12 protein-coding genes are annotated in these 13,939 nt (G+C 63.5%); 6 read left to right on the top strand and 6 right to left on the bottom strand.

The genetic code is table 11. The features are described from left to right. Positions 1-189: 189 nt before the first annotated feature. Positions 190-816, top strand: a complete 627-nt coding sequence (locus VJ109_RS03265; RefSeq protein WP_324758968.1) for a TetR/AcrR family transcriptional regulator — start codon at positions 190-192, stop codon at positions 814-816. A gap of 12 nt (positions 817-828) precedes the next feature. Here VJ109_RS03265 and VJ109_RS03270 read toward each other — a convergent pair whose 3' ends face one another. After that, complete coding sequence (locus tag VJ109_RS03270) at positions 829-1,377, bottom strand: response regulator (protein WP_324760378.1); 549 nt, start codon at positions 1,375-1,377, stop codon at positions 829-831. A gap of 113 nt (positions 1,378-1,490) precedes the next feature. Between VJ109_RS03270 and VJ109_RS03275 the strand changes: the two genes are divergently transcribed. Further along, positions 1,491-2,090, top strand: coding sequence for a hypothetical protein (locus tag VJ109_RS03275; protein ID WP_324758969.1), 600 nt, complete (start codon positions 1,491-1,493; stop codon positions 2,088-2,090). A gap of 12 nt (positions 2,091-2,102) precedes the next feature. Here VJ109_RS03275 and VJ109_RS03280 read toward each other — a convergent pair whose 3' ends face one another. Beyond that, on the bottom strand, positions 2,103-2,666 hold the full coding sequence (locus VJ109_RS03280; RefSeq protein WP_324758971.1) for a response regulator: 564 nt from the start codon (positions 2,664-2,666) through the stop codon (positions 2,103-2,105). A 111-nt stretch (positions 2,667-2,777) separates the two neighbouring features. Between VJ109_RS03280 and VJ109_RS03285 the strand changes: the two genes are divergently transcribed. Further along, positions 2,778-3,062 (top strand): DUF8006 family protein, encoded by a 285-nt coding sequence (locus tag VJ109_RS03285; RefSeq protein ID WP_276180451.1) that lies wholly within the window; start codon positions 2,778-2,780, stop codon positions 3,060-3,062. Here the strand turns inward: VJ109_RS03285 and VJ109_RS03290 are convergent. Together VJ109_RS03290 and VJ109_RS03295 are read right to left on the bottom strand one after the other, a co-directional pair. Next, positions 3,059-3,910 (bottom strand): NAD(+)/NADH kinase, encoded by an 852-nt coding sequence (locus VJ109_RS03290; protein WP_324758972.1) that lies wholly within the window; start codon positions 3,908-3,910, stop codon positions 3,059-3,061. The two genes, VJ109_RS03285 and VJ109_RS03290, sit on opposite strands and share 4 nt — an antisense overlap. Before the next feature lie 56 nt (positions 3,911-3,966). Next, a complete protein-coding gene (locus tag VJ109_RS03295; protein WP_276180447.1) occupies positions 3,967-4,125 on the bottom strand; it encodes a hypothetical protein in 159 nt (52 codons plus the stop codon). A gap of 277 nt (positions 4,126-4,402) precedes the next feature. Between VJ109_RS03295 and VJ109_RS03300 the strand changes: the two genes are divergently transcribed. Then, positions 4,403-5,743 (top strand): RNA-guided endonuclease InsQ/TnpB family protein, encoded by a 1,341-nt coding sequence (locus VJ109_RS03300; RefSeq protein WP_324758974.1) that lies wholly within the window; start codon positions 4,403-4,405, stop codon positions 5,741-5,743. 52 nt (positions 5,744-5,795) lie between these two features. On the opposite strand, the gene VJ109_RS03305 is transcribed toward VJ109_RS03300, so the two are convergent. Both VJ109_RS03305 and VJ109_RS03310 read right to left on the bottom strand, forming a co-directional pair. Next, positions 5,796-6,896, bottom strand: coding sequence for a DNA topoisomerase IV subunit A (locus tag VJ109_RS03305; protein ID WP_324758975.1), 1,101 nt, complete (start codon positions 6,894-6,896; stop codon positions 5,796-5,798). Between the two features lies 1 nt (position 6,897). Next, the gene (locus tag VJ109_RS03310) at positions 6,898-9,285 is read right to left on the bottom strand and encodes a DNA topoisomerase VI subunit B (RefSeq protein WP_324758976.1); all 2,388 of its coding nucleotides are present in this window, start codon (positions 9,283-9,285) and stop codon (positions 6,898-6,900) included. A 222-nt stretch (positions 9,286-9,507) separates the two neighbouring features. On the opposite strand from VJ109_RS03310, the gene gyrB reads away from it, so the two are divergent. Together gyrB and gyrA are read left to right on the top strand one after the other, a co-directional pair. Then, positions 9,508-11,436 (top strand): DNA topoisomerase (ATP-hydrolyzing) subunit B, encoded by a 1,929-nt coding sequence (gene gyrB, locus VJ109_RS03315; RefSeq protein ID WP_324758977.1) that lies wholly within the window; start codon positions 9,508-9,510, stop codon positions 11,434-11,436. Then, complete coding sequence (gene gyrA / locus VJ109_RS03320) at positions 11,433-13,883, top strand: DNA gyrase subunit A (RefSeq protein ID WP_324758978.1); 2,451 nt, start codon at positions 11,433-11,435, stop codon at positions 13,881-13,883. The genes gyrB and gyrA overlap by 4 nt, the downstream gene beginning before the upstream one ends. The last annotated feature ends 56 nt before the right edge of the window (positions 13,884-13,939 follow it).

Consider the following 13,939-nt stretch of genomic DNA (forward strand, 5'->3'; position numbering starts at 1 on the left):
GCGTGAGCCGGTGGAAACGCGGCGTCAGCGGCGGACGTGACAGGGTTGTCTCGGCCCCCCCACGGATGTCTCGGCTGTCGTGATCCATTCCGCGTTCTCGGCTCGAATGAACGTTCGGTTGGTTATCAACGTTGTGGTTCACCCGTCATCTACAGGGTATTTACCTTCCCGAACGAATATTCGGTCAGGATGGTCGACGGGGTTCCCTTCAGCGACGAGCCGGGAGATTCACGGGAGGCAATCATGCAAGCGACGTTCTGCGCGCTCCAGGAGCACGGCTACGCCGGACTCTCGATCCAGCGTATCGCCGACCAGGCGGAGTTGAGCAAGTCGACGTTCTACCATCACTTCGACGGGAAGGACGACCTGCTGCTGTCGTTTCTGGAGTACATCCTCGATACGTTCGACCAGCTGTTCCAGCTCGAATCCTCGGGGGACCCCCACAACGACCTGAAGACGTTCATGAGCCTGATCCTCGGCGACCTCCCGCACGCGGAGGAACTGCCCGATAGGGACGCCGCGCTACGGGCCTACGTGGAACTGCGCGCACACGCTGTCCGAACCCCCGAGTTCCGCGCGAAGTTCACGGAGACCGACCACCGGTTTACCGACCGGGTGGCGACGATCATCGAGGAGGGGATCGACGAGGGCGTCTTCGCCGACGTCGATCCGGAACTGACGGCCCAGTTCCTGCTGACCATGCTCGACGGGATCGTCCTCCAGAGCGCGACCCGGGAGGACGATCCTGTTGAGCCGATGCGGGAGTCACTGGACGCGTATATCGACGAGCAGCTTGTGGTCCAAGACGAGAAGTAAGCCCGGCACACTCTAGTCGTTCTCGCGGCGGATCGACTCGTGGGCGTCGACGATCCTTTCGAAGTCGTCGATCGCGTCCCGGAGCCCCGCTTGCAGTTCGTCGGCACGGTCCCGCAGTGCCTGATACTCGCTGCTGTCTTCGAGTTGTCTGGACGGCTTCTCCGCTTCGAGGACCGCCAGCTTCGCCGTGATCTGGAAGTACTCGTCGAGACGGTCGTCCTCGCGGGGTTGCGAGAGGTGCTGATCGAGTGTCGCCAGTAGCGTCTCCCGGTCGACCGGCTTACAGAGGTAATCGTCGAACCCCATCTCTAGAATGTTCAACTCGGGGTCGACGGCCGTGATCATCACGACAACCCCCTCGTAGCCGCGCTTGCGGAGTCGATCGAGCACGTCGTCGCCGTGGACATCGGGCATTCGCCGGTCGAGCAAGACCGCGTCGAACGACGGCCCGGCCCTGTCCAGGGCAGCCTCGCCGCCGTAAACCGTCTCCGTCTCGTAGTGCCCCGCGAGACGAGCAGCCTGCGTGTCCGCGACCGCTGGCTCGTCGTCGACGATCAACACGCGACCGCGGGTGGAGGCTGACACAGTCTCTCACTACGGCAGCGCAGTAAGTATGTCTGGCGGCTGGCCGGATGCGGAAAACGTTAACCCGTGGCCGGGCGACTGACCGGGTGATGGCCGGGACATCGGACGAGCAGGACGGGGGTCGGTTCGGGAGCGTCGCGACGATGGTGGTCTGGATCGGGGCCGGTGCGCTCCTCGTCGCCGGCGGGGCGCTCGCCGTCGGTGCGGCCGTCGAACTCCCGCTGTCCCAGGCGGTCCTGGGCGGACTGGGGGTCGCACTCGGCGGCGGCATCGGCGCGGTCGGATATCTCGTCTCGGCCGACGACATCCAGCAAGTCGACACGGAACGGACGGGAAACGCCGTCGAACTGGACGAAGAGGAGATCCCTGCCCCGGAACCGATCGATCTGTTCGGCGGCCACCCCGATCCGATCCTCTACTACACCGACGAGGGGTACGGCCCGGTCGTTCGGGCCGCAAACGAGGCGTTCGGGGACACGTTCGACGTTCCACCCGCCCGGATCGCCGGGACGCCACTCGGAGAGACGCTGATGACGGTCGACTCCGGGGCGATCGACGCCGAATCGGTCACGGACGATGGGTTCGATACGACCGTCACCTGTGAGACAGCAGCCGGTCGGAAACAGTTCCGAGTCCGGTCGGTCGGGGACGGGACCGACGGCTACCTGTTGTACACACCGGTAGAGTAAGGGACCGGCCAGTCAACCGGGCCGACGACCGATCTCTTCGAAGGCCGTCTCGATGTCCTCGAACTCCGCGAGGGCCTCGTCCATCTCATCTCTGAGTCGTTCGGCCCGCTGTTGGAGCTGTCCCATCTCGTCGCTGTCTTCGATCGACTGTGGCGTCTTCTCGGCTTCCAGGAGCGCGAGCTTCGATGTCGCCTCTAAGTACTCGGTCAGTCGCTGGTCGTAGCGGCGAGCGGCGAGTTGCTGTTCGATCGCAGCGACGAGGTCGTCCTTGTCGACGGGCTTGCACAGGTAGTCGTCGAACGGCATGTCGATGATGTCGAAGTCCGGATCGACGGCTGTGATCATGATGACCCGGATCCCGAGATCGCGATCACGGATCTCATCGAGCACGTCGTCGCCCGAGATGTCCGGCATCCGTCGATCCAGCAGGACGACATCGATGTCGTCGTCGATCATCTCCAGGGCTTCCCCACCGCCGTAAGCTGTCTCGGTCTCGTATTCGTTCCGGAGTCGCAACGCGTAGACGTCCGCGACCTCCGTCTCGTCGTCGACGACGAGGACAGTAGCCTCTGTCACAGTATCCTGTAGTGCCCGCTGTGGACATATAACTATAGCGGGGAAGTCCCGTCTCCGGTACGGCTGTAACGGAAGTTTAATGATCGCGTCACGGCGAGATTCGGGATAGGAATGCTCGCGCCGCTGCAACTCATCGACAGCTTCCTGCTGAACTACAACGTTGGCGACGTCCTGTTACTGAGCTTCGTCCTCGGCGCTGTCGGAGTGCTTCCGACGCGATCGCTCCGTCTGCTGGGGCTGCACACGCTCGGCATCGGCGTTGTACTGCTGATCCTCCCGACAGCCACGATGGAGCCCAGCACCGGAAGCGTCCTGACATCGGCGTTCCAGTACAAGCTGTTCGGGCTCGTGTTGCTCGTGATCGCACCCGTGCTGTTCTCACTGGGTCGGCGCTAGGCGAGTTTCTCCAGCGCGGTGAAGAAGTCAAGCGGCGGTCCCGCGAGACGAATGGGATCGCTCGCCCGCGAGATAACGACCTGACATGGCGGTTCGAGCTTCTGTCTGACACGTCCGTCACTGACCACGACACCCGTGTCTCGATCGCTGACTTCGACGACGATCTCGCTGTCGGCGTCGACGACCAGCGGTGGCATCCCCTCCGCGCCGGCCATCTCGGTGACGATGAGTCCGTGGAGATCGGGGTGGACCAGCGGCCCGCCCTCGCTCAGGTTGTACGCCGTCGAGCCCGTCGGTGTCGCGACGAGGACGCCGTCGGCGTGGTTGTCGGTGTAGGTCGCGCCGTCGACGCGAACCCGAAACGTCGCGCCGCCGCCGTGACCGCGATGGGACCCCTGGACGACGACTTCGTTGAGTGCTGGCGAGAGTGTCCACCCGTCGCCACTGGCTCGAATCCGTGCCAGGGCACGGGTCCGTGCGCTGCCGGTCTTCTGGATGTGTTCGACCTCGGCGACGACTGTCTCGATCGCCTCCTCGGGCGCGATAGCGTTCAGGAACCCGACTTCGCCGAGGTTGACGCCCATGATCGGCGTCGATCCTGCCCCGCGGGCAGCATAGAGGAAGGTCCCGTCACCGCCGATACTCACGACGAGATCGCAATCGTCCATCGACTCGACGGGTGTCGTCTCGGGTGGCGCACGCTCCCAGTCGTCGTGGTCCACGGCCGTTTCGCCGGTGGTCTCGTCGACCACGACAGCGGCGGAGACCTCGTCGAGACGGTCCGAAAGCGTACTCGCAAGCGAGATGGCCCGGTCGTTGTTGCGCTGGGCCACGATGCCGACGGTCATACCGATAGCTACGGCGCTGCGGTCATAAACCAACCACGGGTTCGGACCCTGTTAGACTAGATCTCTTCAAGGGAAGCGAACTCGCTCCAGCACGTACAGTCCAGGTCGTCGATCGAGGTCACCTCGTCGGGGAGCGACGAGATGGGCATCCCGTCGTCGAACTCCTCACACCCTTCCCGATGGATGGAGAAGTCACCACTCGCCATAACTGGCATACAGGCAGCCACGTAACTCGGAAGTATAAATCCCGCTATCCGGGGCTATCGGCCGGGTGTGTCGAGCATCCGAACAGTTCCGATCCGGTCTTTTCGGTGTCTACCTTTCCACAGCGAGAGAGTCCCGCCGTTCACGGCGGGCGTGAATCGCGTACACTCCTGTGAGGAACCGTCATGTTACAACTGGCCGTGAGTCTCCAACGATCACCAGCAGTTTTCACTTTCACTTTGGTTGACCGGTATTTACGTTCCCACAACTCCTACTGGTAGTTGGCAGATGAAGCGTACCAACACGTTCGCTGTGCGACCGCTCTCCGAGACTGGAGAGCAACTGCTACGGGACCTGTTGGACGCTTCCGCCGCTCTCTGGAACGAGGTTAACTATCAGCGCCTCATGCGGTACAACGACGAGGACGGCTTCGAGGGCGATGTGTGGGACGCCGACACCGGCAGGCTCGAAGGGAAGTACAAAGGCGTTCTCGGCGCGTCCACGGCCCAACAGGTGATACGGAAGAACAACGAAGCGTGGCGCGGGTTCTTCGAGAACAAGAAAGCGTGTCACGACGCCTCGAATGCATCGGTCACAGAACACCCCGAACCACCGGGGTTTCGTGGCAACGAGGACGACGGACGGCAACTCAAGACCGTCATTCGCAACACGTCGTACACCGTCGAATGGGGAGATCGCTCCCGGCTTGAGATACTGGTCGGCAGCGAGTTGAAAGACCGATACGACCACACCGGGCGTCTCCGCTTGGAAATCGCTGGCAACCCGAATTGGCCCGACTACGAGAAACAGGGCCGGTTAGACCTGTGGTATGACGAGACTGACAGCACCTTCCGGGCTTCGCAACCCGTGACTGTTTCTGACGAGACACGGGCGACTCCACTGGCCTCAGAGAAGGCCGCTCTGGACATTGGTGCAAACAATCTCGTCGCCTGTACCACCACAACCGGCGAACAATACCTGTACGAAGGCCGTGAGCTGTTCCATCGATTCCGTGAGACGACACGAGAAATCGCCCGGTTGCAGTCCAAACTACCGGACGGCCGATACAGTAGTGAGCATATCCGGCGACTGTACCACAAGCGAACCCGCCGCCGTGACCACGCCCAAGAAGCGTTGTGTCGTGACCTGCTGGAACGACTGTACGAGGAGGGCGTTGACACGGTGTATATTGGCGGGTTGACTGACGTGTTGGAGACACACTGGTTGGTCGAAACCAACGCCAAGACCCACAACTTCTGGTCGTTCAAGAAATTCACCGAGCGACTGGCGTGTACCGCCGAGGAATACGGTATCTCGGTGGAAGTCCGGTCGGAGGCATGGACCAGCCAAGAGTGCCCGCAATGCGGTTCGACAGACCGAACAACACGGCATCAGGACACACTCACCTGTCCATGTGGATTCAAAGGCCACGCCGACCTCACAGCCTCAGAGACGTTCCTAGAGCGGCAGACAGAGCAGTCAGCCAGGCCGATGGCACGGCCCGTGCGGTTCGAGTGGGACGACCACAACTGGTCGGGGATATCACACCCTCACGAAAGTCCCAAAGAACAGCGCACAGACCCGAGTACCGTCCACCGTAACGGGAATATTGTCTCCAGTGAGTCTTAGACTGGTTGAGACTCCCACGGAGGAAACCGCGCCGTTTACGGCGCGGAGGATGTCATAGGACGCCCATCTCGGTCAGCCGTTCGGGGAGATACGTGTCGGTCACGAAGTCCAGCCCGCGGGAGGCAAGCGCCTGCTGTTCGGCCTTCTTCCCGATGTCCAGTTGGAGTTCGATCTGTTCCTCCCAGAAGTCGGTCTGGAACCGGGGGTCTTCCAGTTCCGACTCCAGCGCGTTGATGTCCGAGTCCGACAGCGGGTCCGTCGGGAGATCGTACTCGACGATATCCTCCGGTCGGATGCCGACGAACTGGGCCTGTGGGGTCGCCAGATACTCCGAGAGGTGGGCGGACTTGATCGATCCGTAGGCGACCGACCCGTAGATGCGGTACGACCACGGGTCACCGTCTGTAAAGACCACGACCGGGAGATCGAGTTCGTCGTGGAGCCGCTTGGTGATCCGCCGTGTCGCCCGGGCTGGCTGGCCCTTCAGGTGGACCACGATGACGTTGTACTCGTCGTCGAAGCCGTTCTCGACCAGCCGATCGCGCATCCCGCCGGTCTCGACACAGAGGACGAAGTCGGCGTCGTTGTCCAGGAACTCGATGGTGTCGGGGTTGTTCGGGATCTGGTAGCCGCCCTCGCCGACGTCCTTCTGGCAGTGGATGACCCGCTCGCCCCGGCGGGTCTGCTCGCGCAGTTCTAGCGGCCCCATGATCGTCGCGCCCGACTCCTCGGGGCGCATGTGGAAGTCCTCGCGGGTCACGTCGGAGACGATCTCCAAGTCCTCGATGAGCTGGTTGGACTCGTCCTGGCTGTTGAACTGGGCCTCTTCGAGGTCCCAGGACTCCGAGAGGTAGTACAGTTCACGCAGTGTCGACGAGCGATCCTCTTCGAGTTGCTGGGCGAGGAAATCGATCGCGTAGGTCGCTTTCAGGAGCTTCTCGGCCCCGGAGACGGACTTGGCCGACCGCGTCGAGGTGCGGTCGCCGTAGACCCAGACGTTCTTGTCCTCGTCGTACTCGATGTTCGATTTCGTCCGCGTGGGGATCGACATCGTCGGGACGTCCCCCTCGGCGAACTGGTCGTAGAACTCCGCCGCGAGGTCGATGAGTTGCTCGCGGGCCTCCTCGGTGTCGGGTGTCGTGCTCTCGCTCATATCAGGCATCCACCGTCAGTTTCTCCGCTTCGATACCGTCGACCGAGACGGTGAACTCGGCCTCCGCTGTCACGCTGTACTCCAGTACGGCCCGGTCGCCGGCGGCGACCGTCGGCGACCACTTGACGAACCACTCGCCGTCCATCTCGACGACCGTCGCGCCGTTGGTGTCCTGCGGTTCGGCGGTGACGATGTCGGTCAGTTCGATGTCGGCGTTCGTGTCGTCGTTGTTCTCGACGACGAGCCGGACCGTTCCGTCCTCGACCTCGCGTTCGACGAGGACGTTGTTCATGATGCGGGCCAGCGAGTCGTCGATGTGTAACTCGTCGTTGCCGGTGACCTCGGTGAGTTTCTCGGCCATCTCCGGGAGGATGGTCGCGAGCTTGTTCTGTTTCTTCCGGCGCTGTTGCATCGACCGGCGCTTGTTGAGGTAGCTCTTGAGTTCGCGGGCCGCCTCCCGGATGGCGAGTTCGATCTCGTCTTCCATCTCGGGGACGTTGGCGATGGCGTCCTTGGACTCGCTGGTGAACGGGACGTTCGTCGAGGCGACATGGACCATCAACACGGCGGGGCCGTTGGGGATGCCGGAGCCGCCGGGCTGGTCGAGGTTGTAGTTGCGCCAGTTGATCGACTTGACCACGTCGGTCGTCGCACAGGCGCCGCGTTGGTAGACAAGCGGGACGCGGTTGGCGAAGCGCATCACGTCGATGTTGCCCTCTACCGGGATGTCGCCGCCATAGGCGATCCCGGCCTCAACGATGAACGGATCGCCGCCGTGGACCGACGCGTCCCGTGTCGACGCCGCGTAGAAGTCCGCGTCGAACTCCTTTCGTAGCCCCTGTTCGACGAGTTCAGCGTTGATCGGCGCGAGACAGTCAGTCGGCGGTGCAATGATGTCGGTCTCGCGCATCGCCGAGAGCAGTTCGCTGGCCGTGTCGCGGTCGTCGGCCACGTCCGTGACCTTCGGTGGGTCGTCGGGGACGCGGACCGCGATATCCCACAACTGGTCGAGAATCTTTTCCCGGGCCGTCTCCCCGAAGGTCTCGCCGTCCTGTTCCTCGGTCATGTCGGCGGCACGGGCGACGTACCCCCCGAGCGCGTCCCGGGTCAGGACGTGGCTGTCGTCGCCGAACTTCTCGGCCAGTCGGCTCGCCAGTCCCTCGATTGCGGCGTCGTCTTTCCGTTTGGTCGTCGCCGCGTCGACGAGTTCGTAACAGTCGCTCGCCCGCTCGGCGGTGACGGCGTCCCAGGCCGCCTCGACGGCGTTTTCCCGGACCGTCGAGCCGAAGGTCGTGTCGTACTCCGCCGCCACGTCCGCGGCCGTCTCGTCGACGATCGCCGCGATCTCGTGGTGAGCCACGCGGTCGCTCTCTCCGATCACGTCGGCCACCGCGGTCGCGAACGCGGCGGTCGCCTCCGCACCTTTGTTCGCGACGGCGGCCTCAACGGCCGTCTCCACGTCGACCTCTTCGTGAGCCTGTGGCGGGCTCCAGGCCATCCCGCGCCCGTAGTGGCGGTCGTTGAGGTTCGCGATGACCTTGTCGGCGGTCTTGCCCCCGACCCTGGTGAACTCCTCCTGGAGGAACCCGGAGATCGAGTACGAATCGGTCGCCTCCAGCATCTTCAACAGCGTGCCGAGTTCGACGCCGTGGGGGTGTGGGCGGATCTCCTCGGTCTCCTCCGGCAGGTCCGCGCCCTCGACGCGTTCGAACTTCTCCGGTTCGTCCAGCCCGGGCTCGTCGAACTCGATGCGTGCGTGGGGGTTGACGACCGCCGTATCCTGGATGTAGTCGTGCAGCGACGACCGGGCACGCATGTTCGCCTCCATCTCCAGTTCGATGCGGGTCCCGTGGGGCCGCTCCCAGGTAGTCGTCTCGTCGGCGCTGATCTCCGGTTCGTTCGAGTCGGTGTCGACGATGAGTTCGAAGTATTGTGCGTCGGACTGGCCTTTCGGCCGGGACGTGATCTTCGCCGGCTTGCCCGAGGTGAGCTGCGAGTACAGGACCGCAGCGGAAATCCCGATTCCCTGCTGCCCGCGGTTCTGCTCGCGGGCGTGGAAGCGAGAGCCATAGAGGAGCTTCCCGAAGATCTTGGGCAGTTGCTCTTTCGTGATTCCGGGACCGTTGTCCTCGACGATCAGGCGGTAGTAGTCGCCGGCCTCCTGGATCTCGACGTAGATATCGGGGCGGATGCCGGCCTCCTCGCAGGCGTCCAGGGCGTTGTCGACGGCCTCCTTGACCGCCGTCACGAGCGCCCGGGCCTCCGAGTCGAACCCCAGCATGTGTTTGTTCTTCTCGAAGAACTCGGCAATGGAGATGGCCCGTTGGGATTCGGCCAACTCCTCGGCGATCCCCTCACCGTCGCCGAGTCGGGACTGATACGAAGTCATTGTCGTGCGGTAGGTACCGGCGTCGAGGTTAAAAGGTGTTCGCCGCCGGAGTGAAAGTGAAACTGCCGCCGGCAGCGACAGTAGTGTGACAGTTATTTCGTTTGACGAGTGGGCGGAAAATTTCTCCAAAGTCGCCGTCATCGCCGGGTTTTGCTGCTCGGCCTTCCGCACGCGCGTGCGGGAGTTTTATCAACCCCCATCTACTAACAAGAGTAAGTTCCTATGTCAGGAGAGTCCGATGAGTACGGCGCAAAGTCGATCCAGACCCTCGAAGGGCTGGAAGCCGTCCGGAAACGACCCGCGATGTACATCGGGTCGACGGACGCCAGAGGCCTCCACCATCTCGTCTACGAGGTCGTCGACAACGCTATCGACGAAGCCCTCGCCGGCTACTGTGACACCATCGACGTAACCATCCACGAGGACGGCTCCGTCTCCGTCAGCGACGACGGACGGGGCATCCCGGTGGACGAACACGAAGAACACGGCCGCCCGGCCGTGGAGGTCGTCATGACCATCCTCCACGCCGGCGGGAAGTTCGACAACAAGTCCTATCAGGTCTCCGGTGGCCTCCACGGCGTCGGCGTCAGCGTCGTCAACGCCCTCTCGAAGTGGCTCGAAGTCGACATCAAACGCGACGGCGCACTGTGGCGCCAGCGGTTCGACCACGGCACGCCCGAGTACGATCTGAAGAAGGTCCGTGAGTTAGCGCCCGACGAGGGGACCGGGACCACCGTTCGGTTCTGGCCCGACGACGAGATCTTCGAGACCGGCGAGTTCTCGTTCTCGACGCTGTCTTCCCGACTGCGCGAACTGGCCTTCCTCAACTCCGGTGTCGGCATCACGATCGAGGACGAACGCGACGGCACCGAGGAGACCTTCGAGTACCAGGGCGGAATCAGGGAGTTCGTCGAGTATCTCAACGAGACCAAAGAGCCCCTGCACTCGGAAGTCATCTACTTCGAGGACGAGGACGACATCGCCGAGGGGACCGTCCAGGTCGAGATCGCCATGCAGGGCACCGACGACCTCCAGGGGTCGATCCACGCCTTCGCGAACAACATCAACACGCGGGAAGGCGGGACTCACCTCACGGGGTTCAAGACGGCGCTTACACGCGTTGTCAACGACTACGCGACCGACAACAATCTGCTCAAGGACTTAGACGACACGCTCAAAGGCGACGACATCCGCGAGGGGTTGACCGCGGTCATCTCGGTCAAACACCCCGACCCGCAGTTCGAGGGCCAGACGAAGACGAAACTCGGTAACAGCGAGGTCCGGGGGATCGTCGAGTCGGCGATGCACGACGGCCTGGCGACCTTCTTCGAGGAGAACCCCGACACCGCAGAGATGGTCGTCGGCAAGGCCGTCGAGGCCGCGAAGGCACGCAAGGCCGCCAAGAAGGCCGAAGAGCTCACCCGCCGGAAGTCCGCCCTGGACTCGACGGCACTGCCCGGGAAACTGGCCGATTGCCAGACCCGCGATCCGGAGGACGCCGAACTGTTCATCGTCGAGGGCGACTCCGCGGGCGGGAGCGCGAAACAGGGGCGCAACCCCGAGTACCAGGCGATCCTCCCGATCAAAGGGAAGATCCTCAACGTCGAGAAACACCGCCTCGACCGCATCTTGGAGAACAACGAGATCCGGAACCTCATCACCGCGCTGGGCACCGGCATCGGCGACGAGTTCGACATCGACGACCTTCGCTACGAGAAGATCATCATGATGACCGACGCCGACGTCGACGGCGCCCACATCCGGACGCTGCTGTTGACGCTGCTGTACCGGCACATGAAGCCGCTCATCGAGGCCGGCTACGTTTACGCGTCCCAGCCCCCGCTGTACCGCGTTCGGTACCGCGGCGAGACCTACGACGCGATGACCGAGCAGGAACGCGACCGGATCGTCGAGGAGCAGTGCAACGGTAACCCCACCCAGGTCCAGCGGTTCAAGGGACTGGGCGAGATGAACCCCCAGCAGCTCTGGGACACGACGATGGACCCGGACAACCGCATCCTCAAGCAGATCACCATCGAGGACGCCGCGGCGGCCGACAAGATGTTCAACGTCCTGATGGGTGACGCCGTCGAGCCCCGCAAGGAGTTCATCAAGGAACACTCGCCGGAAGCCGAGTGGGTGGACATATGAGTTCGGACGTTCCAGACGACGCGAACGCACCGGCAGACCGCATCAAACACGTCCGCATCGAGGACGAGATGGAGCAGTCCTACATCGACTACGCGATGTCGGTCATCGCGGGGCGGGCGCTGCCGGACGTCCGCGACGGGATGAAACCCGTCCACCGGCGCATCCTCTATGCGATGCACGAGATGGGCGTCTCCTCGGGGTCGAGCCACCGGAAGTCCTCCTCGATCGTCGGGGAGACGATGGGTGATTACCACCCCCACGGTGACAGCGCCATCTACGACACGCTCGTTCGGATGGCACAGGACTTCTCGATGCGCTATCCGCTGGTCGACGGCCAGGGGAACTTCGGCTCGATGGACGGGGACCCGCCAGCGGCGATGCGGTACACGGAGGCCCGGATGGCCCCCATCGCCGAGGTCCTGCTCGAAGACATCGAGAAAGACACCGTCGACTTCTCCAGTAACTACGACGACCGCCTCCAGGAACCGGACGTCCTCCCGGCGAAGGTCCCGAACCTCCTGTTGAACGGCTCCTCGGGTATCGCGGTCGGGATGTCGACGAACATCCCGCCGCACAACCTCGGCGAGCTGGTCGACGCGACGATCCACCTCATCGAGAACCCCGAGGCGACCGTCGAGGACCTGATGGAACACGTCAGCGGGCCGGACTTCCCGACCGGCGGCAACATCGTCGGCCGGGACGCCATCTACTCGGCGTACGCGACCGGCCGCGGGCGGCTCCGGGTCCGTGCCGAATACGAGGTCGACCGCGAGAACGGCCGGATCGTCATCAGCGAACTCCCGTATCAGGAGAACAAGGCTCGCATCGTCGAGCGCATCGCCGACGACGTCAACGAGGGCAAGATCGAGGGCATCGCGGACCTCCGTGACGAGTCCGACCGCAACGGCGTCCGCATCGTCGTCGAACTCAAGCGCGGCGCAAACGTCGATGTCGTGGAGAACCGTCTGCTGGACCACCACCTCGAATCGACCTTCGGCGTCATCAACCTCGCGCTGGTCGACGGTCAGCCACAGGTGCTCTCGCTGAAAGCGAGTCTCCAGCACTACGTCGAGCACCGCCGGGAGGTCGTCCGTCGGCGCTCCGAACACGACCTGGCCGAGGCCCAGGACCGCGCACACATCCTCGAAGGCCGGCTGAAGGCCCTGGAGAACGTCGAGGACGTCGTCGAACTCATCCGCAACAGCGAGGACCGGGACGCCGCCCGGGCCGGCCTCCACGAGGCGTTCGACTTCTCGGAGGACCAGGCTGCCCACATCGTCCGGATGCAGTTGGGGTCGCTCACCTCGATGGAGTCCGCGGAGATCGAGGCCGAGTACGAGGAGGTCCAGGAGACCATCGACTACCTCCAGGCAGTGCTTGACAGCCAGGCGAAACTCGACGGCGTCATCACGGACGAACTCCGCGAGGTCAAAGCCGAGTACGACGACGAGCGCCGGACTTCGATCATCGAGGACGAGGGCCAGGTCACCCACGAGGACCTCATCCCCGAGCAGGACTGCGTGGTCGTCATCACGGAGGACGACTACATCAAGCGGATGCCCGTCGAGAACTTCGATCCCCAGAACCGCGGCGGCAAGGGGATCATCGGTGCCGACCCCAAGGAGGGCGACCGCGTCTCGAAGGTCTTCCGTGCCAACAGCCACGACTACCTGCTCTGTTTCACCAACCAGGGACAGGTCTACCGGCTGAAGACCTACGAGATCCCCGAGATGTCCCGCACCGCCCGCGGGAAGTCGGCGGTCAACATCGTCAACTTGGACGACGGCGAGGAGATCACCGCCGTCGTCTCGACGGACGACTTCGAGCCCGAGGAGTGTCTCACAATGGTCACCCGCGACGGCTACGTCAAGCGGACCTGTGCCGCCGACTTCGAGAACATCCTCTCGACGGGCATCCGCGCGGCGAAACTGGAGGACGGCGACGAACTCGTCGACGTCGAGGTGACCGACGGCACGAAGGACCTGGTCATCGCCTCCGAGGGCGGGATGACTATCCGCTTCGACGAGGACGAGGTCAGCGAGATGGGGCGGTCCGCACGCGGTGTCAACGGAATCAAACTCGAAGACGATGACAAGGTCGCGGCGATGGTCGCGACCGACGACGACGACGAGCGTGCGCTGTTGACCGTGACCGAACACGGCTACGGCAAGCGGACGAAACTCACCGAGTACCGCGCCCAATCCCGCTACGGGAAGGGGCTGGTCGACATCAAGACCGACGATCGAAACGGCCGGGTCCGCACTGCGAAGGCCGTCACCGGCGACGACCACCTCGTCATCATGTCCGAACGGGGCCAGATCATGCGCATCCGCGCCGACGACATCTCGCAGGTCGGCCGCAACACGAAAGGCGTCACGATCATGGAACTGGAAGACGGCGACGGTGTCGCGAGTGTCACCGTGGTGCCGACCCTCTCTGAAGAATAGTAACCGCGAGCCAGGCGATCAGCTTTTTCGCCCGTTGATACCTCATTCGGGGTGAT

The organism is Haloarcula montana, assembly GCF_035666295.1.
In the GTDB taxonomy this organism is placed as follows: Archaea; Halobacteriota; Halobacteria; order Halobacteriales; family Haloarculaceae; genus Haloarcula; species Haloarcula montana.